This is a genomic window from Pantoea sp. X-Soil-MYKO-1785 (assembly GCF_059730675.1).
On the sequence record NZ_AP036000.1, the window covers coordinates 1,303,845 to 1,325,728 of the forward strand.

At 60.6% G+C, this 21,884-nt stretch carries 18 protein-coding genes; 11 read left to right on the plus strand and 7 right to left on the minus strand.

All coding sequences use genetic code 11. The features are described from left to right. Window positions 1-68: 68 nt before the first annotated feature. Together dinG and ybiB are read left to right on the plus strand one after the other, a co-directional pair. Complete coding sequence (gene dinG / locus AC6I8D_RS06070; RefSeq protein ID WP_497819790.1) at window positions 69-2,237, plus strand: ATP-dependent DNA helicase DinG; 2,169 nt, start codon at window positions 69-71, stop codon at window positions 2,235-2,237. A gap of 29 nt (window positions 2,238-2,266) precedes the next feature. Continuing rightward, window positions 2,267-3,235, plus strand: a complete 969-nt coding sequence (gene ybiB / locus AC6I8D_RS06075; protein WP_312756372.1) for a DNA-binding protein YbiB — start codon at window positions 2,267-2,269, stop codon at window positions 3,233-3,235. A gap of 1 nt (window position 3,236) precedes the next feature. On the opposite strand, the gene AC6I8D_RS06080 is transcribed toward ybiB, so the two are convergent. The 3 genes from AC6I8D_RS06080 to hutH form a co-directional block, all read right to left on the minus strand. After that, window positions 3,237-4,394 carry a M20 aminoacylase family protein gene (locus tag AC6I8D_RS06080; RefSeq protein ID WP_497819791.1) on the minus strand — a complete coding sequence of 386 codons (1,158 nt, stop codon included), beginning with the start codon at window positions 4,392-4,394 and terminating at the stop codon, window positions 3,237-3,239. A 182-nt stretch (window positions 4,395-4,576) separates the two neighbouring features. Next, window positions 4,577-6,265 (minus strand): urocanate hydratase, encoded by a 1,689-nt coding sequence (hutU, locus tag AC6I8D_RS06085; protein WP_312052868.1) that lies wholly within the window; start codon window positions 6,263-6,265, stop codon window positions 4,577-4,579. A 10-nt stretch (window positions 6,266-6,275) separates the two neighbouring features. Continuing rightward, window positions 6,276-7,835 carry a histidine ammonia-lyase gene (gene hutH, locus AC6I8D_RS06090; protein WP_497819792.1) on the minus strand — a complete coding sequence of 520 codons (1,560 nt, stop codon included), beginning with the start codon at window positions 7,833-7,835 and terminating at the stop codon, window positions 6,276-6,278. A gap of 306 nt (window positions 7,836-8,141) precedes the next feature. On the opposite strand from hutH, the gene hutC reads away from it, so the two are divergent. Further along, window positions 8,142-8,897: a histidine utilization transcriptional repressor HutC gene (hutC, locus tag AC6I8D_RS06095; RefSeq protein WP_312756380.1), complete on the plus strand. Its 756-nt coding sequence runs from the start codon at window positions 8,142-8,144 to the stop codon at window positions 8,895-8,897. On the opposite strand, the gene AC6I8D_RS06100 is transcribed toward hutC, so the two are convergent. Next, the gene (locus AC6I8D_RS06100) at window positions 8,881-9,423 is read right to left on the minus strand and encodes a HutD/Ves family protein (RefSeq protein WP_497819793.1); all 543 of its coding nucleotides are present in this window, start codon (window positions 9,421-9,423) and stop codon (window positions 8,881-8,883) included. The genes hutC and AC6I8D_RS06100 overlap by 17 nt on opposite strands. Then, on the minus strand, window positions 9,420-10,775 hold the full coding sequence (locus AC6I8D_RS06105) for a formimidoylglutamate deiminase (protein ID WP_497819794.1): 1,356 nt from the start codon (window positions 10,773-10,775) through the stop codon (window positions 9,420-9,422). The genes AC6I8D_RS06100 and AC6I8D_RS06105 overlap by 4 nt, the downstream gene beginning before the upstream one ends. A gap of 81 nt (window positions 10,776-10,856) precedes the next feature. Here AC6I8D_RS06105 and hutI point away from each other — a divergent pair, with 81 nt between their 5' ends. The 7 genes from hutI (at window position 10,857) to AC6I8D_RS06140 (ending at window position 17,784) form a co-directional block, all read left to right on the plus strand. After that, on the plus strand, window positions 10,857-12,074 hold the full coding sequence (gene hutI, locus AC6I8D_RS06110) for an imidazolonepropionase (protein ID WP_497819795.1): 1,218 nt from the start codon (window positions 10,857-10,859) through the stop codon (window positions 12,072-12,074). Next, the gene (hutG, locus tag AC6I8D_RS06115; protein WP_497819796.1) at window positions 12,071-12,859 is read left to right on the plus strand and encodes an N-formylglutamate deformylase; all 789 of its coding nucleotides are present in this window, start codon (window positions 12,071-12,073) and stop codon (window positions 12,857-12,859) included. Before hutI ends, hutG begins: the two co-directional genes overlap by 4 nt. A 309-nt stretch (window positions 12,860-13,168) precedes the next feature. Then, window positions 13,169-14,017, plus strand: coding sequence for a transporter substrate-binding domain-containing protein (locus tag AC6I8D_RS06120; protein ID WP_497819797.1), 849 nt, complete (start codon window positions 13,169-13,171; stop codon window positions 14,015-14,017). 12 nt (window positions 14,018-14,029) lie between these two features. Next, the gene (locus AC6I8D_RS06125) at window positions 14,030-14,749 is read left to right on the plus strand and encodes an ABC transporter permease (RefSeq protein WP_497819798.1); all 720 of its coding nucleotides are present in this window, start codon (window positions 14,030-14,032) and stop codon (window positions 14,747-14,749) included. A gap of 11 nt (window positions 14,750-14,760) precedes the next feature. Then, a complete protein-coding gene (locus AC6I8D_RS06130) occupies window positions 14,761-15,492 on the plus strand; it encodes an ABC transporter permease (RefSeq protein WP_031377039.1) in 732 nt (243 codons plus the stop codon). 1 nt (window position 15,493) lies between these two features. Beyond that, window positions 15,494-16,288 carry an ABC transporter ATP-binding protein gene (locus tag AC6I8D_RS06135; protein WP_069728077.1) on the plus strand — a complete coding sequence of 265 codons (795 nt, stop codon included), beginning with the start codon at window positions 15,494-15,496 and terminating at the stop codon, window positions 16,286-16,288. Next, window positions 16,285-17,784, plus strand: coding sequence for an HAL/PAL/TAL family ammonia-lyase (locus AC6I8D_RS06140; RefSeq protein WP_497819799.1), 1,500 nt, complete (start codon window positions 16,285-16,287; stop codon window positions 17,782-17,784). Before AC6I8D_RS06135 ends, AC6I8D_RS06140 begins: the two co-directional genes overlap by 4 nt. A gap of 3 nt (window positions 17,785-17,787) precedes the next feature. On the opposite strand, the gene AC6I8D_RS06145 is transcribed toward AC6I8D_RS06140, so the two are convergent. Then, on the minus strand, window positions 17,788-18,420 hold the full coding sequence (locus AC6I8D_RS06145) for a flavin reductase family protein (protein WP_312052850.1): 633 nt from the start codon (window positions 18,418-18,420) through the stop codon (window positions 17,788-17,790). A 139-nt stretch (window positions 18,421-18,559) separates the two neighbouring features. On the opposite strand from AC6I8D_RS06145, the gene rlmF reads away from it, so the two are divergent. Beyond that, window positions 18,560-19,483 (plus strand): 23S rRNA (adenine(1618)-N(6))-methyltransferase RlmF, encoded by a 924-nt coding sequence (gene rlmF / locus AC6I8D_RS06150; RefSeq protein ID WP_312052848.1) that lies wholly within the window; start codon window positions 18,560-18,562, stop codon window positions 19,481-19,483. Between the two features lie 33 nt (window positions 19,484-19,516). Here the strand turns inward: rlmF and ybiO are convergent, their stop codons facing one another. Then, window positions 19,517-21,790, minus strand: coding sequence for a mechanosensitive channel protein (gene ybiO, locus AC6I8D_RS06155; protein WP_497819800.1), 2,274 nt, complete (start codon window positions 21,788-21,790; stop codon window positions 19,517-19,519). Between the last annotated feature and the right edge of the window lie 94 nt (window positions 21,791-21,884).

Below are 21,884 nucleotides of genomic sequence, written 5' to 3' on the forward strand. Positions count from 1 at the left end.
TGAAAGCTGACGCCGCCAGCATACTGTGTAAAAATACAGGCAATTTTTACGGTGTGGTAACAAACAAAATGGCCCTGACAGCAGCAGTAAAAAGCCAGATAGCGCAGTGGTATAAAGCGCTGCAGCAGCAGGTGCCCGATTTTATCCCGCGCGCCGCCCAGCGGCAGATGATTGCTGAAGTGGCAAAATGCCTGGCGGGCGATGATGCGCGCCATCTGGCGGTCGAAGCGCCAACCGGGGTCGGCAAAACCCTCTCTTATCTGATCCCCGGCATCGCGACCAGCCGCGCCCAGGAAAAACGTCTGGTGATCAGCACCGCGAACGTGGCGTTGCAGGATCAAATCTTCACCAAAGATCTGCCGTTGCTGAAGAAAATCATCCCCGATCTCACCTTTACCGCCGCCTTTGGTCGCGGGCGTTACGTCTGTCCTCGCAACCTGGCGGCGCTGGCGGCTGACGACGATCAGCAGGGCGATCTGCTGCTCTATTTGGATGATGACGCCATCAGCAGTACCAAAGAGGAGCAGACGCAGTGCGGCCGGTTGCAGAAAGCGCTGGATCGCTATCAGTGGGACGGACTGCGCGATCACAGCGAGGAAAACGTCAGCGACAGCCTGTGGCAGCGGCTCTCAACCGATAAAGCCAGCTGCCTCGGCGCCCACTGTCGCTGGTATCGTGAATGCCCGTTTTTCGTGGCGCGGCGTGAAATAGAGCAGGTCGATGTGGTGGTGGCCAACCATGCACTGGTGATGGCGGCGATGGAGAATGAGTCGGTGTTGCCGCCGGCTAAAAATCTGATGCTGGTGCTGGATGAAGGCCATCATCTGCCGGAAGTGGCGCGCGATGCGCTGGAGATGAGCGCTGATATCACCCCTGGCTGGAGCAGCCTGCAGCTGGATCTGTTTATCAAGCTGGTGGACAGCATCATGACCCAGATGCGGCCTAAATCCCCGCCACCGCTGGCCAATCCGGAGCGGCTGAAAGCGCACTGCGAGGAGCTGCGCGAACTGCTGACCATCACCAGCCAGGCGCTCAATCCGCTGTTGCCGCCGCACAATCAGCCGGGCGAATACCGCTTTGTGCTCGGGGCGTTACCGCAGGAGCTGCTGGACCTTTGCGCCCGGCTGTTCAAACTCAGCGACGCGCTGCGTGGCCTGAGCGAAGGCCTGATCAATGCCCTGAGCGAGCAGACCGGCAAAGTCGATGTGGTGCGCTTGCACCGTAATCTGCTACAGCTGAACCGCCAGTTCGGCTGGTTTGAATCGGTCAGTAAGCTGTGGCGACTGGCGGCGATGGAAAAAGCCTCTGGCGCGCCGGTGTCGAAATGGATCACCCGCGAACTGCGCGAAGGTCAGGCGCACCTGCTGTTTCACTGCGCCGGGATTCGCGTCAGCGATCAGCTGGAAAAGATGCTGTGGCGTAAGATTCCGCATGTGGTGGTCACCTCCGCCACGCTGCGCTCGCTCAACAGTTTTAACCGCCTGCAGGAGATGTCGGGTCTCAACGAGAAAGCCGGTGACCGCTTTGTGGCGCTCGATTCCCCGTTCAACCATGTTGAGCAGGGCAAGCTGGTGATCCCGCAAATGCGCTATGAGCCCCTGATGACCCACGAAGCGGATCACATCGCCGAGATGGCGGGCTTCTTCCGTCAGCAAATGAACCTGAAGCAGCATAAAGGGGTGCTGGTGCTGTTCGCCAGTAACCGGGCGATGCAGCAGTTTGTCGCCTGCCTGCCCGATTTACGACTGTCGATGCTGGTGCAGGGCGATCAGCCGCGCAGCCGACTGGTCGATCTGCATCGTCAGCGGGTGAACAAAGGCGAAACCAGCATTCTGATTGGCCTGCAATCGTTCGCTGAAGGGCTGGATTTAAAAGGCGATCTGCTGAGTCAGGTGCATATTCATAAAATTGCTTTTCCGCCGGTAGACAGTCCGGTAATTTTGACCGAAGGCGAATGGCTGAAGAGCCTGAAGCGTTATCCGTTTGAGGTGCAGAGTTTACCCAGCGCCTCGTTTACCCTGATTCAACAGGTCGGACGCCTGATTCGCAGCCATCAGTGTTACGGTGAAATCGTGATATACGATCGCCGTCTGCTGAGCAAAGCGTACGGTAGCCGACTGCTGGCGGCGTTGCCGATCTTCCCGATTGAGCAGCCCGATACCCCAGAGCCGGAGGCCATACCGGCCGCACCGGTGGCCACATGCACCGTGCGTAAACGACGTCCGACGCGGCGCTAAGCCGTCGCGCACTTAACCGGAAGCGAGTGATGGAACTGAATAAAATTATTAAAGAGATCGGCCGCGGAAAAAATCATGCCCGCGACATCGATTTCGACACTGCCGAAGCCCTCTACAGCGCGATGCTGGCAGGTCAGGTGCCGGATCTGGAACTGGGCGGCATCCTGATTGCGCTGCGTATCAAGGGCGAAGGCGAAGCTGAAATGCGCGGCTTCTATCAGGCGATGCAGGCGCAGATGATGAAGCTGAACGCCCCGGTTAACCGGCCGATGCCGATGGTGATCCCGAGCTATAACGGCGCACGCCGCCAGGGCAACCTGACGCCGTTACTGGCGCTGCTGCTGAACCGGCTCGGTTTTCCGGTGCTGGTGCACGGCGTCAGCGACGACGCGACGCGCATTACCAGTGAAGCGGTGTTTGACGCGCTGGGCGTGCAGCCGGTGACTACCGCTGAGCAGGCCCAGGCAAAACTGGACGCGGGTGAGCTGGTGTTTATTACCGTCGATCATCTCTGCCCGCCGATGGCGAAACAGCTGTCGCTGCGCTGGCGGATGGGGGTGCGGAACAGTGCGCATACGCTGGCAAAACTGGCGACGCCGTTTGGCGAACGCGAGGCGTTGCGGCTGTCGAGCGTGTCCCATCCGGAATATGTGCCGCGGGTAGCGAAATTCTTCAGCGATATTGATGCGCCTGCGCTGCTGCTGAATGGCACTGAGGGCGAGGTCTATGCTAATCCGCAACGTTGTCCGGCGATCAGCGTGATCCACGGCGCGGGATCGGAGGCGGAAGTGTGGGTTGAGCGTCAGCCTGAGGTCCAGGTTGAGCTGCCGGCAGATAAATCAGCTGCGGTCACCGCCGCCTGGATTGAGCAGGTGATTAACCAGCAGCGACCGGTGCCACAGGCGCTGCGGCTGCAGCTGGCCTGCTGCCTGCGTGCCAGCGGTGAATGCGACTCGCTGGCGACCGCCGACCAGCGGCTGCGCGCCGCCGGTTACTGATTCAGGTGATCGGCAGTGCCTGTTCAACCAGCTTCTGCCAGAAGCGGATACCGATCGGCAGTAACGCATCATTAAAATCGTAGCGGGCATTATGCAGCGGCGCCGACGGCACCTCACCGTCGGCGCCGAGCCAGAAGTAAGCTCCCGGACAGGCTTCCATCATGCAGGCAAAATCTTCTGACGCCATCGAAGGATTGACCTGCCAGTGAACATTCTCTTCGCCCAGCGTCGCCAGCGCCACCGCGCGAACCTGCTCTGCCGGCGCGGCATGGTTGGCCGTCACCGGATAGCCGGGTAGCCAGCTGGTTTCGCCACTCACCCCGAATGGTCGGGGCAGGGTCGCCACAAACTCATCGATCAGCGCCCGCACTTTGTCGCGCACTGCCGGTTGCAGGCAGCGTACCGTGCCGCGCAACACAATCTGTTCCGGAATGACGTTGATCGCCTCGCCGCCGTGGATCTGCGTCACGCTGACCACCGCAGATGAAAGCGGTGACAGACGGCGCGACGGAATGGTCTGCAGCGCCAGGATCAGCTCAGCCGCGACCACCATCGGATCGGCCCCGCTTTCCGGCATCGCCGCGTGGCAACTCTTGCCGTGCAGAGTAATTTCAAACGAATCCAGCGAGGCCATCATCGCCCCGGGATTAACCGCCAGCGACCCGAGCGGCAGGCCCGGCCAGTTATGCATGGCGTACACCGCATCCATCGGGAATCGCTGGAACAATCCCTCTTCAACCATTTTGCGCGCGCCGCCCAGATTCTCCTCGGCGGGCTGGAAAATAAAGTGCACCGTGCCGCTGAACTGGCGTGTCGCCGCCAGCTGGCGAGCGGCGGCCAGCAGAATGGCACTGTGACCATCGTGACCGCAGGCGTGCATCACGCCCGGCGTCGCGGATCGCCACTCGACCTCACCTTTTTCGGTGATCGGCAGCGCATCCATGTCGGCACGCAGCCCGATAACCGGACCGGGACCATTCACCAGTGTGCCAATCACTGCGGTACCTGCCAGACCGCGAAACACCTGTAATCCGGTCAGCTCAAGTTCGCGGGCGATAAGATCACTGGTGTGATGCTCCTGGTAGCCTAATTCAGGCTGGCGATGGAACTGGCGACGCCAGTGCAGGGCATCTTCAAGCAGGGCGGGGGAAAGGGTCATGCAGAAACGTGCTCCTGACAGAATGAGAAGATTTCACTTTAGTGGTCGGGACGCGCGGCGTCTATTGCCGTTAGGGCGAAATCTGGCTATAGGCTAAATCAAAATGGAATAACTAATAAGTAACGGTGGCTGACGAGGCGGGTAAAAAGCGGGGCCAGCCTGGCGCTGACCCCGACGGTGAGCTACTTCTGCAGCATCGGCAGATTCAGGCCGTGCTGCTCTGCACAGGCCTGCGCCTGTTGATAACCGGCATCGGCGTGGCGCATTACGCCGGTCGCCGGATCGTTCCACAAAACCCGGCCCAGTCGCGCATCCGCCTCTTTGCTGCCGTCGCAGACAATCACCACCCCCGCGTGCTGTGAGAAGCCCATCCCCACGCCGCCGCCGTGATGCAGGCTGACCCAGGTCGCGCCGCCCGCGGTGTTGAGCAGCGCATTGAGCAACGGCCAGTCTGACACCGCATCCGAGCCATCTTTCATCGCTTCTGTTTCACGGTTTGGTGAGGCGACCGAGCCGCAGTCGAGATGATCGCGGCCAATCACCACCGGCGCTTTCAGTTCGCCATTGCGCACCATTTCGTTGAAGGCCAGGCCCGCGAGATGACGTTCGCCGAGGCCGAGCCAGCAGATGCGGGCCGGCAGTCCCTGGAAGGCGATGCGCTCCTGCGCCATGTCGAGCCAGCGATGCAGGGTTTTATGCTGCGGAAACAGCTGCTTTAATTTGGCGTCGGTTTTGTAGATATCTTCCGGATCGCCCGACAGCGCCACCCAGCGGAACGGTCCTTTGCCTTCACAGAACAGGGGACGGATGTAGGCCGGGACAAAGCCCGGGAAGTCGAATGCGTTGGTGACCCCTTCATCCAGCGCCACCTGACGGATGTTGTTGCCATAGTCGACGGTCGGAATGCCCATATGACAGAAGTCGAGCATCGCCTGCACGTGAACTGCCATCGAGGCGCGCGCCGCTTTCTCTACCGCTTTGGGCTGTGACACCTTTTCCTGCTGCCAGCGCGCCAGATCCCAGCCAATCGGCAGATAGCCGTTGATCGGATCGTGGGCCGAGGTCTGATCGGTGACGATGTCCGGTTTTGGTCCGCCCGCTCTGGCACGTTTGACCAACTCCGGCAGGATCTCGGCGGCATTGCCCAGCAGTCCGACCGAAATGGCTTTTTTCGCCGTGGTTGCCTCGTTAATCAGCGCCAGAGCCTCATCCAGCGAGGTGGCTTTATAATCGACGTAGCGGGTACGCAGACGAAAATCGATGCGCGACTCCTGGCACTCAATAGCCAGCACGCAGGCACCTGCCAGCACGCCAGCCAGCGGTTGCGCGCCGCCCATGCCGCCGAGACCGGCAGTCAGGATCCAGCGTCCGCTCAGATCGTTGTTATAGTGCTGGCGTCCCGCTTCGACGAAGGTTTCATAGGTGCCCTGCACGATGCCCTGCGCGCCAATGTAGATCCACGAACCGGCGGTCATCTGGCCGTACATCATCAGGCCGGCCTTATCCAGCTCATGGAAGTGATCCCAGGTGGCCCAGTGCGGCACCAGATTGGAGTTTGCCAGCAGCACGCGGGGCGCGTCGGCGTGGGTACGGAACACCCCGACCGGCTTGCCGCTCTGGATTAGCAGCGTCTCATCAGGCTGTAACGCCTTGAGCGAGCGCAGGATCTGCTCGAAGCATTCCCAGTTACGCGCCGCTTTGCCGATGCCGCCGTAAACCACCAGATCTTCCGGCCGCTCGGCAACGTCAGGATCGAGGTTGTTCTGGATCATCCGGTAAGCGGCTTCAATCAGCCAGTTGGCGCAGTGCAGGGTGGTGCCATGCGGAGCACGGATCTCGCGTGCCACGGCCTGAGACAGGGTTTCGCTCATTACAGATTCCTTATTCAGCAGAAGTGAGGGCGCGCAGGCTGGGCAGCAGCGCGGTCAGAGCCTGAGGCCAGTCAGCGCGACTTGCCCACTGACGCATCGCGTCGATATCGGGTGCCAGCAGGCGATCCTCTTCAAGGAAGGCCACCCGCTGGCGGATCAGGTCAATCGCCTGCTCGAGTGTTGGCGAGCTTTTCAGCGGCCGGTTAAATTCAATGCCCTGCGCCGCTGCCATCGCTTCGATGCCGACGACCGCTGCGCTGTTGAAACACATGCTGCCGAGGCGGCGGGCAGCGTAGGTCGCCATCGACACGTGATCTTCCTGATTGGCAGAGGTCGGCAGACTGTCTACGCTGCCGGGATGTGCCAGTGATTTGTTCTCGGAGGCCAGCGCCGCCGCGGTGACCTGGGCGATCATAAAGCCGGAGTTTACCCCGCCGTCACGCACCAGGAACGGTGGCAGACCGGATAAGCCGGTATCCAGCAGCAGTGCCAGGCGACGTTCAGATATCGCCCCGACTTCAGCAATCGCCAGCGCCAGGATATCTGCGGCAAAGGCCACCGGCTCAGCATGGAAGTTACCGCCGGAGATCACATCGCCGCTGTCGCTGAACACCAGCGGGTTATCGGAGGCGGCGTTGGCTTCAATCTGCAATATCCGCGCCGCGTGGCACAGATTATCGAGACAGGCGCCCATCACCTGCGGTACGCAGCGAATCGAGTAGGGGTCCTGCACCCGGCCGCAGTGGGCATGGGAGGTGAGGATTTCACTGCCTTCAATCAGGGCGCTGACCGCGGCGGCCACAGCAATCTGCCCCTGCTGACCGCGCGCCTGATGAATGCGGGCGTCGTAGGGCTTCAGCGAGCCTTTAATCGCCTCCAGCGACAGCGCACCGGCCATCAGTCCGGCGGCAAACAGGTTTTCAGCTTCAAACAGGCCGCGCAGCGCCAGCGCGGTCGAGACCTGGGTGCCGTTAAGCAGCGCCAGTCCCTCTTTCGGGCCGAGCACAAACGGCGACAGCCCGACCGCTGCCAGGCCTTCCGTCGCCGGGATCAGCGCGCCGTTGAGCCGCACCTGACCTTCGCCCAGCAGCATCAGCGACATGTGGGCCAGCGGTGCCAGATCGCCGGAAGCGCCCACCGAGCCTTTTTCCGGGATGCAGGGCATAACGCCGGCGTTAAACAGCGCCAGCAGCGCCTCGACCAGTTCGATACGCACGCCGGAGTGGCCGCGCGCCAGGCTGATAATTTTGGTGGCGACCACCAGACGAGTCACGTTGTCCGGCAGCAGTTCACCGAGGCCGACGCTGTGCGACAGCACCAGATTACGCTGCAGATCGGCCAGCCGGCCGGCCGGGATTTGCGTCTGCGCCAGTTTGCCGAAACCGGTGTTAATGCCGTACACCACCTTGCCGGAGGCGACAATCGCCTCGACGGTTTGCTGCGCGTCTGCAATGGCCTGGCGCGCCTGCTGATCGAGGCTAAGGGTGACGTTACCCTGATAGATAGCGCGTAATGTGGCGAGATCCACCTCGCCTGGCACCAGCTGTAATCGCTGCGACGATCCTGACATACTCTACTCCTGTCTATACAAGTGTGCTGGCGTGGCTAAGGGATGTTCATTGCCCTGATCCAGCGGGATAAGGCGAGTGAAGCATAAGTGTCTATTCTTGTCTATACAAGTAGCAAGGGCCGTGCCAGACCGATCACAAAAATGCCTCGCCCGCCAGCCATGGGTTACCGGCAAACTGTGACGCAGCGCCTGCACCAGCCCGATGCGTCGCCTGCACTGATGAGGCGCAACCGGCGGTGACGGATGTATATACATTCACGCAGCGAGACAGTAAACTTGAGGCATTATCAGGATAAGGAACAGCAAATGGTCGAGCATACGGCACTGGCACAACTGGCTGCGGCCATGAGCGATGAACCCGCGCCGATTTATCAGCGTGTGAAGCAGGCAATTGTCAGCCAGATTCGGGAGGGACGTTGGAAGGCTAACCAGCGAGTGCCCTCAGAAAGTGAACTGGTGAATGAGCTGGGCGTCAGCCGGATGACGATTAACCGGGCGCTGCGTGAGCTGACCAGCGAAGGGTTTCTGGTGCGGATGCAGGGCGTCGGCACTTTTGTCGCCGAAATGAAAGGCTACACCGCGATGCTGGAAGTGCATAACATCGCCGATGAGATCGCCCAGCGCGGGCATCAGCATAGCTGCAAAATTCTCGCCATCGGCCAGAATAAAGCCGATCCTGAGCAGGCGGCGGTGCTGGGACTCTCCACCGGGCAGACGCTCTACTATTCGCTGATTGTGCATTATGAAAATGAGCTGCCGGTGCAGCTGGAGGATCGGCTGGTTAACCCGCTGGTCGCGCCCGATTATCTGACCCAGGATTACCACAGCCAGACGCCTTATACCTATCTGATGCGGGTCGCGCCGCTGACCGCGGGCGAGCACATTGTTGAAGCGGTGCTGCCCGACGCGCGCCAGCGTAAACATCTGGCGCTGGAGGAACATGAGCCTTGTCTGCTGATCCGCCGTCAGACCTGGAGCGACAACAAAATCGTTACCTATGCGCGCCTGCTCTATCCCGGCTCTCGCTATAAACTGCTGGGCCGGTTTAAGGGACACGGCTAAGCCGGGTCAGCAGCAGCCGGGCATCCGCTCCGATTGGGCGCAGCCCGGTAAGCTGGTCTGCCCAGCCGACTCCGTGCTGCGCTGCCAGCCGCTCGCCGTCCGCCAGTTGCCATTGCCCCGCCAGCACCCAGGCGACGCCATGCGGGCTGCTGACCGCATCGGTCACCACTTCAACCGTTGCCTGCCACTTCCCGCGTCGGGTCATGATATTAAAATCCTCACTGATCCCTCCCTCCAGCCGGGCATCTAACGCCAGTTCACCGGCAAACGCCCAGGGCTGCAACGGCGTTAAGCGGTGTTGCACGCCGGGGCCGGTCAGTATGACCGCGTCACCGTGCAGCAGGGTGATAATGCGATCAATGCCGGGAAAGGCGGAGAACGGCCCATCCTGCGCCAGCGTCGCGATGCTGGCGCGCCATTCAAACGATACCGCGCCGGGCGGATAACCGATCAGCTCGCGGGTCTCTCCGCCGCCGTTACGCCAGCGACTGACCGCTAAGTCAGCATAAGCAAACCGGGTAATCATCGCAGTGCCGCCATCGCCTGGCTGAACCGGGCCGCACAGGCAGCCTGCGCCGGGTGATAGCCCTCTTTGATCACCGCATTGCCGGCGACGTAGACGTCACGGATCTGATCGCGCTGACCGGCGAACAGCCAGCGATTCAGCAGCGAACGCTGATCGACACTGCCGAGCCACGCCTCGTCGCGCAGCACCAGCCAGTCGGCCCGCTGTCCCACCGCCAGCGAACCCTGCTGAATGCCGCACGCCTGAGCGCCGCCTGCCGCCGCCTGCTGCCACAGCAGATCGCCGACTGAAGGCTGGCCCGGCAGGGTGATGCGATTGCGGCGCTGGTCGCGCAGCCGCTGGGCATACTCCAGCCAGCGTAATTCTTCGTTAATACTCAGCGAAACGTGGCTGTCGGAGCCAATGCCCCAGCGTCCGCCCTGCGCGATATACTCCACCGCCGGAAAAATGCCGTCGCCCAGATTGGCCTCGGTGGTTGGGCATAACCCGGCCACCGCGCCACTGGCGGCGAGACGCGACAGCTCACTCTGATCGAGATGGGTGGCGTGAATCAGGCACCAGCGGCTATCGACCGCAAAGCGATTCAGCAGCCACGACACCGGCCGCTCTCCGCTCCACGCCAGCGAGTCATTGATCTCTTTTTGCTGTTCCGCGACGTGAATATGCACCGGCAGAGTCGGGTCACTGGCCGCCAGCACCTGCTGCATCTGACTTTCACTCACCGCCCGCAGCGAATGAAAACAGAGACCCGCATTCAGTAGCGGCCGGTTTCGTTGCAGCTGATGCAGGCGGGACTGCTGCTGCAGATAGCGATCGGTTTGCTGAATAAAACGTTTCTGTCCGGTTGTCGGCGGCTGAGCACCAAACCCGCTGTAGCTGTAAAGCACCGGCAGCAGCGTCTGACCGATACCCGCCACTTCGGCCGCGCGGATCAGCTGTTGCAGCATCGCATCGTCAGGGTAGGGCGTGCCGTCAGGATCGTGATGCAGATAGTGAAATTCCGCCACCTGGCTGTAGCCGCCTTTCAGCATCTCGATGTAGAGCAGGGCGGCAATATCGCCCACCTGTTCCGGCGTCAGGCGCTGCACCATCCGGTACATCAAATCGCGCCAGGTCCAGAAACTGTCCTGCGGATCGCCTGCGACTTCGGCCAGGCCCGCCATGGCGCGCTGAAAAGCGTGCGAATGCAGATTGGCGATCGCCGGGATCACCTCGCCATCCAGCCGGATCGCTTCTCCGGCATCGCTGTCGGGCGTAATCGCCTCGATAAAACCGGCCGGATTGACCGAGATACGAACCTGTTGTCGCCAGCCTTCAGCCAGCATTGCGCGCGGGGCAAAAAAAGTCGCCATGGTTGATCCTCAACGGATGTGGTTGTATATACATATACATACTTTAACGCACAGTGTAAACGGCGGAGGCAAGAGGCAGCGATGGCAGAGGATATGCAGGTAGAGAGTGTCTGGACCGGTGCCGATCTGGTGACCATGCGCGGCGGTAAGTACCATCTGATCCCGCAGGGCGCGCTGGTCGTCAGGGCGGGCAGGCTGGTTTGGGTCGGGCCGCAGGCAGAGATGCCCGCGTTCCAGGCTGAACAGCATCACCGCCTGCCCGGCGGCATTATTACGCCGGGACTGGTGGATTGTCATACGCATCTGGTGTTTGGCGGCAATCGCAGCCAGGAGTTCGAACAGCGCCTGAATGGCGTCAGCTATGCGGAAATTGCGGCTCAGGGCGGCGGCATTCTCTCTACCGTGCGCGCTACCCGAAGCGCCACCGAAGATCAGCTGGTGGCGTCGGCGCGCTGGCGGCTCGATCGCCTGCTGGCGGAAGGGGTCACAACCGTGGAGATCAAGTCCGGCTACGGGCTTGATGAAGAGAGTGAACTGCGCATGCTGCGCGCGATTCGCCGGCTCGGTGACAGCGTCGCCGCCGATGTGCTGGCGACCTGTCTGGCTGCCCATGCGTTTCCGCCGGAGTTCAGGCACGATCCCGAGGGCTGGATCGATATCATCTGCGATCGCCTGTTACCGCAGGTCAAAACGCAGGGGCTGGCAGATGCGGTTGATGCGTTTTGCGAGCATCTGGCGTTTTCACCGCAGCAGGTGACGCGGGTGTTTGAACGGGCAAAAGCGCTGGGCCTGCCGGTGAAACTGCACGCCGAGCAGCTCTCTTCGCTGGGCGGCGCCACGCTGGCGGCGAGCTTCGGTGCCCTGTCGGCCGATCATCTGGAATATGCTACCGAAGCCGATGCGCAGGCGATGGCGCAGCACGGCACGGTCGCGGTATTGCTGCCTGGCGCGTTCTATCTGCTGCGTGAAACCCAGCGTCCGCCGGTGGCGCTGTTTCGACGCTACGGCGTGCCGATGGCGCTGGCCAGTGACGCGAATCCGGGCACTTCGCCGGCACTGTCGTTGCGTCTGATGCTGAACATGGGCTGTACGCTGTTTGGCATGACGCCGGAAGAGGCGCTGGCCGGGGTCACGTTATACGGTGCCCAGGCGCTGGGATTAGCCAGCAGTCACGGCTCGCTTGAAGTGGGAAAAGTGGCGAACTTCGTCCACTGGCCGCTGGCTCGTCCGGCGGAACTGGTTTACTGGCTGGGTGGTGAGCTGCCCTGTACCGTCATCTATCGTGGAGAACGTCAATGAAGGCTTTTCATTTTACCCCGGGCAGGCTGCCGCTGCTGGTCAGCATCCCGCATGCCGGTACCCAGCTGACGCCGGAGGTTGAAGCCGGGCTGAGTGAGGCCGCACGCGGCCTGCCGGACACCGACTGGCACATTCCGCTGCTGTACGATTTCGTGCGGGATCTCGGGGCCAGCGTGCTGATCGGTCACTATTCCCGTTACGTGATCGATCTCAACCGGCCGCCGGATAACCAGCCGCTCTACACCACTGCCACTACCGGCCTGTTCCCGGAGACGCTGTTTGACGGGACGCCCACCTTTGCGCCAGGCAAAACGCCGGATGCGAGCCAGCGTCAGGGCTATATCGACCAGATCTGGCATCCCTATCATCAGCAGATCCAGCAGGAACTGGCGCGCCTTAAAGCGCAGCACGGTTACGCGCTGCTGTTTGATGCGCACTCGATTGCCAGCCATATCCCACGTTTGTTTGAGGGACGACTGCCCGATCTTAATATCGGGACCAACGACGGTGCCAGCTGCAGTCCCGCGCTGACCGGGGCGATTCAGTCGGTGTGCGCCGCACAGAGTGACTACAGCTGGGTGATCAATGGCCGCTTCAAGGGCGGCTATATCACCCGCGCCTACGGCCAGCCGCAGCAGCAGATTGAGGCGGTACAGCTGGAACTTGCACAGCTTAACTATATGGATGAAACGCCGCCTTACGCCTGGCAGCAGGCACGGGCAACTCAGCTGCAAAAACTTCTCAAAGCGCTGATTCAGCGCATGCTGGCTCAGGCCAGCGCCTGATAGCCGACTGCACTGAGTGGGTGCAGTCGCGCACTAATCCGGTGCCACGGCGGGCACAGACTGACGTGTCGCCCGCCGTTGCACCCTTTCCCAGCGTAAAACCAGAGCTGGCATAAGCTTTGCTAAGTTGTATGTACAAGTGCAACGGCTGACAATCGCGCGGAATAATTCCTGTCTGGCTCACAAAACGATAAAGACGGCAATGAACTGCGCCACGTTAACTTGTATATACATGACATATCATCCTGTGAAATTTTTGTTAAATCTTGCCAGGGCGATCACCAGGCCGCTACTTTTCAGGAGAACCGTATGACACACCGTCCGATCCTGCGTCATTTAACACTCGCGACCCTTGCTTCCAGCCTGTTGCTCTGTGGCGTTACTGCCCAGGCGAAAGAGTGGAAATCGATCACTATTGCTACCGAAGGCAGTTACGAACCCTGGAACCTCACGCTGCCAGGCGGCAAGCTGGGCGGGTTTGAACCGGAACTGATGGCTGACCTGTGCCAGCGTATGGCGATCCAGTGCAGGCTGGTGGTGCAGAACTGGGATGGGATGATCGCCGGCCTCAACGCCGGAAAATATGATGTGATCATGGACGCGATTGTCATCACCCCCGATCGCAAGAAGGTGGTGAACTTCACCGTGCCTTACGCCTCAACGCCCGCCACCTTTATCAGCGTTAAGGGCAGTTTGCTGCCTGCTGATACGCAGATCGTCAAGCTGCATGATGACCCGCAACAGATTGAAACCGCCATTGCCTCGTTGAAAGCAGCGCTGAAGGGGAAAAGCATCGGTATCGCCTCCGGCACGGTATACACGCCGTTCATCGATAAATATTTCAAAGAGGTCGCGGACGTCCGTGAGTACACCAGCTCCGCCGATGCGATTCTCGATTTACAGGCGGGCCGTATCGACGCGGTGTTCGACGACGTGACGTTTGCGCAGTCGATGCTGGCGCGTCCCGATAACAGCAACCTCAGCTTTAGTGGCCCGCAGCTGGGCGGTCCGATCTGGGGCGAGGGGGAAGCGATGGGGGTGCGGATGGCGGATAACGATTTGAAAGCCAGACTCGACCAGGCGATCAAGGCGGCACTGGCCGACGGCACGGTGAAAAAACTGAGCGAGAAGTGGTTCAAAACTGACGTTACACCCTGAGTGAGGTAAATCATGATGAGCCTGCTGAGTTTTGGTGCCGACGGCTGGGGGCGCTTAATTTTGAGCGCGACGCTGACCACGGTGCTGCTCTCGTTAGCCGCGCTACTGGTCGGCGCGGTGGTCGGTTCCGGCGTGGCGGCGGCGAAGCTGTCGCCGCACCGCGCCGTGCGCTGGCTGGGAGAAGGCTATTCGGTGGTCTTTCGCGGCATCCCGGAACTGCTGGTGATCTATCTGTTCTACTTCGGTGGATCGGGATTGATCACCCTGGTCGGCCAGCTGTTCGGCGCTGACGGGTTTATCGAAGCGCCACCGTTTCTGATCGGCGCGTTGGCTATCGGGCTGATCTCCGGATCTTATCAGGCAGAAGTCTACCGTGCCGCCCGTCTGGCGCTGGCGAAAGGGGAGATTGAAGCTGCGGTTGCCATCGGCATGCCGCGCTGGCGTATTCGTCAGCGCATTCTGCTGCCGCAGGTGGCGCGCTATGCGCTGCCGGGGCTGTCAAACGTCTGGCAGATGAGCCTGAAAGATTCGGCGCTGGTGTCGGTGACCGGCATTGTGGAGCTGATGCGCGCCAGTCAGATCGCCGCCGGTTCGACCCGCGATTACTTCACCTTTTATCTGGTCGGCGGCGCCTGTTATCTGGCGCTGACGCTGCTGTCGAACCGCGCCTTCCTGCGGGCCGAATCCCGCCTTGGCCGCGCCTGGCAAAGCCGCACCGCTGCCCAGCATTAAGGAGCCCGATAATGATCGATTTTGCCTTTCTCAGTGACACCTTTCTCCGGCTGAGCGCCGCCTTGCCGGTGACGCTAGGGCTGTTTATCAGCGCCTTCCTGTGTGGCGGGGTGCTGGCGGTCGGTATTCTGGCGTTACGGATGAGCCGCTGGCGGCTGCTGAGCGCGTTTGCTCGCGGCTACATCCTGGTGTTTCGCGGCTCGCCGCTGATGATTCAGCTGTTTCTGATCTATTACGGACTCGGGCAGTTTGGCGTGATCCGCCACAGTTTCGTCTGGCCATTCCTGCGGGAACCTTTTAGCTGCGCGGTGCTGGCGCTGTCGCTCTGTACCGCCGCCTACACCGCCGAGATTCTGCGTGGCGCACTGCTGGCGGTGCCGCCAGGTCAGGTGGAAGCGGGCATGGCCTGTGGCATGTCGCGCGGCCTGCTGCTGCGGCGGATTATCGCGCCGGTGATGTTGCGCTACGCACTGCCCGCTTATTCGACCGAGGCTATTCTGCTGGTTAAATCGACCGCGCTGGCCAGCCTGGTCACGGTGTGGGACGTCACCGGCGTGGCGCAGCAGATCATTCAGCGCACCTACCGCACCATGGAGGTGTTTCTCTGCGCCGCTGCGATCTACCTGATCCTCAATTTCATTATTGTTCAACTGTATGCCCTGCTGGAACGGCGTCTGACGCCGGTGCATAAACCGGCAAAAAAGCCGTTACCGGTCGCTAAGCCGATCCCCGGAGGAGAATAAAATGTCAACCCTGCCACCCATCACGCTGTCGGCCAGCGATATCCATAAATCCTTTGGCGCAATGGAGGTGCTGAAAGGCATCTCGCTGCAGGCACATCAGGGGGACGTGATCTCGATTCTGGGTGCCAGCGGCTCGGGAAAAAGTACCCTGCTGCGCTGCATTAACCTGTTAGAGACGCCCGATGCCGGTGTGGTCAGCGTCGGCGGCGAAACCATTGAGATGAAACGTCATGCCCGCGGTCATCAGCTGGCGGCGAATCCGCGCCAGATTGAGCGACTGCGCTCACGGCTCGGCATGGTGTTTCAGAGCTTTAATCTCTGGTCGCATCTTACGGTGCTGCAAAATGTGATTGAAGGGCCGCATTACGTGCTGAAGCGTGACAAAAAAGCCTGCATCGCTGAAGCCGAAAAGCTACTGGACCGCGTCGGCTTGCTGAACCGCAAGGATTTCTATCCGGCGCAGCTCTCCGGCGGGCAGCAGCAGCGGGTCGCCATTGCCCGCGCGCTGGCCATGGATCCGGAGGTGATGCTGTTTGATGAGCCGACCTCGGCGCTCGATCCGGAGCTGGTCGGGGAAGTCCTGAAAGTGATGCGCAGCCTGGCGGAGGAGGGACGCACCATGCTGGTAGTAACCCATGAGATGGGATTTGCACGCAACGTTTCTAACCGGGTGGTGTTTATGCATCAGGGCACTATCGATTGTCAGGGCACGCCGCAGGAAATGTTCGGCGAACAAGGCTCGGCGCGGTTTAAACAGTTTATTTCCAGTCATCATCAGGTGGAGCCGGTGCTATGAGTCAGACCCTTGTCTGGGGCGATACGCCGTTACAGTGGCGGGATGTGGTTAAGGTGGCGCGGCAGGGTGCCACGTTAGCGCTGAGCGACAGTGCCTGGCAACGCATTGCGCAGGGCCGGGAAATCGTCGGCAATATCGTGGCGGCAGGTCAGGTGGCCTACGGCATCAATACCGGCCTCGGGGCGCTGTGCAACATCACGTTGTCGGACGATGAACTGAGCCAGCTGTCGCGCAACACCTTACTCAGTCACGCCTGTGGTGTCGGGCCAGCGCTCGGTAAACCGGAAGTCCGCGCCATTCTGTGCGCCGCGATCGCCAACTACAGTCACGGCAAATCGGGCGTGTCGGTGGCGCTGGTGGAGCGGCTGCTGGCGCTGCTCAATTTACAGATTACGCCTCAGGTGCCGTCGCAGGGCTCGGTGGGCTATCTGACCCATATGGCGCACATCAGCCTGGCGCTGATTGGCATCGGGGAGGTGGAGTGGGAAGGGCACCTGATGCCGGCGCAGCAGGCGCTGGAACGCAATGGACTGACTCCTTTCCGGCCGGGCGCAAAAGAGGGGCTGAGCCTGGTCAACGGCACGCCGTGCATGACCGGTCTGGCCTGTCTGGCGCTCGACGACGCAGAACGTCTGCTGGACTGGGCGGATATCACCGGGGCGATGAGTTTCGAGGCGTTACGCGGTCAGCTGGCGGCGTTTGATCCTGAGGTGCTGGCGCTGAAAGCCAGTCCCGGTATTCAGCGCAGCGGCGAACGTTTACGCCGGTTGTTAATGGACAGTGCGGTGTTAAACGAGAGTCAGGGCATTCGTACCCAGGACGCGCTCAGTCTGCGCGCGATGCCGCAGGTCCACGGTGCCTGTCGCGATCAGTTCGATCACGCGCAGCGTCAGGTGGAGACTGAACTGAATGCCTGCACCGACAATCCGCTGGTGCTCGGCACACCGCAGGCGTGGCGGGTCATTTCGCAGGCCAATCCGCACGGTGAATCGGTGGCAATGGCCTGTGACGTACTGGCGATTGCGCTGGCGGAGCTGGGCAGTATTGCCGAACGGCGGCTCGATCGGCTGGTGAATCCGCTGGTGAGTGGCCTGCCGCCGTTTCTGGTGGCACAGCCGGGCGTGAATTCGGGCATGATGATTGCGCAGTATGTCGCCGCATCACTCTGTGCTGAAAACCGGCAGCTGGCACAACCGGCGGTGCTGGACAACTACGTCACCTCCGGATTGCAGGAAGATCATTTGAGCCTTGGCACCGGCTCGGCACTGAAACTGCTGAAGCTGGTGAGCAATGTTGATCACATCATCGCTATCGAATATCTGCTGGCCGCGCAGGCGCTGGAATTTCACGGCGAGGCGCGATTAGCCAGCGGCACCTTACGCGCCTGGCGGCGACTGCGGCAAAGTGTGGCAAGCTGGCAGCAGGACCGCTGGCTGGCTCCTGACATCGCCCGGGCAGTGAGTGAAATCAAAGCGCATCCGGTCGATGCGCTGTGATCATCAGCCGCGCCGCGCGTCCGGACGGACTAAATCAAAGCGCTGTGCTTCACTGATGCCGTAGTAGGCGCTGGGTCCGCCGGCGCGCAGAATCGGCTCGGCTTTGGCGGTCTGATAAATGCCCGCTTCCAGCAGGTTTTCACTGATGTGGATCGCCACCGCCTCACCCAGCACCAGCCAGCTGTCTATCGGCTTTCCCTGCGCATCCTGTAACTGGATCAGCTGGGTCAGCCGGCATTCGAAGTTAACCGGGCTTTCGCCGACCAGGCTGGCTTTAACCTGCGATGCCGGTAACGGCGTCAGTCCGGCATAGGCAAACTCATCCTGATCGGCTGACAGCGACGCCGAGCTCTCATTCATCGCTTCAGCCAGTGGCCGGGTCGCCAGGTTCCAGACAAACTCTTTGGTATCCGCAATGTTCTGCACGCTGTCCTTCCAGCCGCTGCTGGCGAAACCGATGATCGGCGGATGGTAGTTGAAACAGTTAAAAAAACTGTAGGGCGCCAGATTGCGCTGGCCGCTGGCGCTGATCGAACTGATCCAGCCGATCGGTCGCGGGCCGATGATGGCGTTCAGGGGATCGTGCGGCAGACCGTGGCCGGCACGCGGTTGATAGGAATAGCGTTTATGCGTCATAACCTCTCCGGTAGGGAATTTTTCCATCTTAGCCCGACAGCATCGTCTGTGACGGCCGAATCGGGTAAGCGGATTGTGCGGGTTTATTTTCCGTCGCTCACAGCGTATTGTACGCGCGCCTGAATAATTGAGAGAACGTATGAAAAAGTCAGCCAGCTCGTCGCCTTTCCACGCCCGCAATCGCCATCAGGGCGAATACGATTTTGCCGCGTTAACCGCTGCGCATCCGCCGCTGGCGGCCAAAGTGCGGCCTAACGGTTATGGCGTCGATTCAATCGACTTTGCGGACCCGGACGCGGTGATGTTGCTCAATCAGGCGCTGATTAAGCTGTTTTACGGCATCGACTGGCAGCTGGCGCCGGGATCGCTCTGTCCACCGGTGCCGGGACGGGCGGATTACCTGCACTACCTGGCCGATCTGCTGGCGCTGGATAACCACGGGGCGATTCCGACCGTCGACGTGCTGGATATTGGCTGTGGCGCAAACTGCATCTATCCCCTGATCGGCGCAGCAGAATATGGCTGGCGCTTCACCGGCACCGAAATTGATGAGGCGGCGATCAAAGCGGCTAACCGGATTGTCGCGGCTAATCCTGGCCTGGCACGCCAGATCCGCCTGCGTCGTCAGAAAAACAGCGATGCGGTGCTGGCTGGCGTGGTCAGCAAAACCGAGTTTTTCCACGCGGTGATGTGTAATCCGCCGTTCCACGCTTCGGCAGAGGAGGCGGCAGCCGGATCGCAGCGTAAAGTGCGCAATCTCGGCCTTGATAAAGGTGCGCCGCTTAACTTCGGTGGTCAGCATAACGAACTCTGGTGCGTCGGCGGCGAAAAGGCGTTTGTCGGTAAGATGATCGCCGAGAGCGTGGCGCTGAGCCGTCAGGTGGTCTGGTTCACCTCGCTGGTGTCGCGTAAAGAGAATCTGACCACGCTGGAAAAGCAGTTGCGGGCGCTTGATGTTGCGGAGGTCCGGGTAGTGAATATGGCGCAGGGACAGAAACAGAGCCGTTTTCTGGCGTGGAGTTTCATGCCTGCCGCACAGCGCAGCAAAGTGTTAAGCCGCTAACCCGCAGGGCGGGGAATCTGACCCGCCCTGAACTCAGGGCGGTGACGGCAGCGCCGGTAACGCGGCAGCACCGGCGACATCACTGGCGGTTTGCATCACCTGCACCCGTTGGTGCGGCGCTTTAATCCCGGCGGCGTCAAAGTGTTTCTTCACTTTATCATCCAGCGCAAAACGCACCGTCCACTGCTTGAGCGGCTGAGTGGTAAACGAGACGCGCACCGTAAACGCCTGGTTGGTCAGTCCCACCAGACCGGCAAAGCCCGGTTCGCCAATCACCATGCCGCGGATATCCGGATTCTCCAGTAACTCTTTCACCGCTGCCTGCAACGCCTGATTAGCGCGTTCGCTATCCTCATTGCGATCCACGTCATAGTTAGCGACAAACGAACCGATACCGCGTACAAAGTTGGCAAAGGTGGTAATCGAGGACCACGGAATGATGTGGTAAGCACCGGTATCCTGACGCACCCCGACCGAGCGAATCGACATCCGCTCTACCGTGCCGGTAATTGCGCCGATAGTCACCAGATCGCCGGTGTTCATGCCGTTTTCGAACTGGATAAAGATGCCGGTAATAATATCTTTCACCAGCGTCTGTGAACCGAATGAGACCGCCAGCCCCAGCGCACCGGCTCCGGCCAGCAACGGCGCAATGTTTACCCCAATCTCAGACAGCAGGATCATAATGGTGATGGTGCTGATCACCACCGCCAGCGCGTTGCGGAACAGGGTCAGCAGGGTTCGGGTACGGGCACTGGGCAGCGGCCGGCCATGCGAATCCGATGCCAGCCGGCTTTCAATCAGGCTGGCCAGCACGGTCCAGCCAACGGCCGACAGCAGCACAATCATCACGATGCGGATCAGCACATCCACCATTTTTTCTCCGGCCCCGACCGTCAGCCAGTGCCACAAATCAAACAGGTTCCAGGCGTTAAGCAGCAGCAGCAGGGTGGCGAACACCGTCAGCACGCGCGCCAGCTTGAGCAGCGCTTTAACCCAGTCGTTGACGCGCTTTTGCAGTTCCGGGTAGTTACGTCGCAAATCGGGCGACAGGATGATGGTTTTACCAATCCAGCGGCTCAGTATTCCGGAGACAAAGGCGGCGATACCGATGATCGCCAGGCTGCGCACCGTGGCGGACATCATAAATTTCAGGCTGTCGCCGGGATTAAAAATCGAGAACAGGAACAGCGCAATAAAATAGGCGCTGGCCAGCCAGTGCCAGATCACAGCAAAGGCGCGGATAAACAGCGCGAAGAACGCCATGCTACGGTCGGCCAGCCCGATCAGCGCGTTATGGATACTGCGCTTGTTGGTGAAAATCAGATACAGCGCCCAGCTGGTCATGATCGCCATGATGATAATGTTGACCAGGGCGGCAATCTGTACGTTGACCTGATTACTGACAATCGGCACCACCACCAGCAGGCCGTAGCCCATCACACCGCTCAGCCAGCTCAGCCGGGTATTCCAGTACGCAGCGCGGCTGTCGGGGAGATGGAAAAAGCGCAGCGCCGGGAAGTGCGGACAGAAAATCAGCCGCAATAGCGCTTTAAAAAATTCAATCAGGGCGAAGGCGTTGAGGAACAGTCCCTGTTGATAGGCGATGGTGCGGTTGCCGCTGTGGAAGTTATCGCTGATGATCTGACCCACAAATAGCGCCAGCGTCAGCAGCAGCAGATCGATAATAAATGCGCCACCGATGGCGGCGGGCAGCTGCAGCCAGTTACGGTGATCGCGATTCTTATGCCGTCCCCAGACGCCGAGCCGGCGATAGATCGGATAGACCAGGCGGCGCAGCAGCCAGTAAAGGGCGAACATTGCCAGCGCCAGTCCGGCGAAATGATTCAGCGCGTTGATAAAGGTGGTGGGATTAAAGGTCTTATGCGGCGCTTTGACAATATTGTCATGCAGCCGCACGAACTGCGAGGCCACCACGCCGCCGTACTCGCGGGTAACCTCGGTCAGCCCCTGCAACACCGTTTTATCTTCCTGCTCCGCAGCGGGCGGCAGCAACCCCGGCGCAGCGCTGGCAGACGGCGAGGTGGAGACGTGACGCAACTGCTCAATCAGCGCCTGGCGTGACTGTTCATTCTCAAGAATATTGGCCAGTGCGGCGTATGCCGCTTTTTGCTGGTCGGGATCGGGCTGGCTGGATTGATCGCCTGTCCCTTTGCTGGTTTGCTGCGCGGCAACCGCCGCCTGCGGTAAATTGACCGCCTGAACCTGTGGCGCCAGGCTAATTAACATCATTAACAACAGCAACCAGTGCCATACAACAGGGCGGGGCGGGCAGGCTGACGACATGGCTTTCTCCTTAGCTACGCGCGTGCTTCACAAGAGGGAAAGTATAGTCAGGCGATTGATAGTAACGTGATTAATGAGGATTTATCTGCCGCAG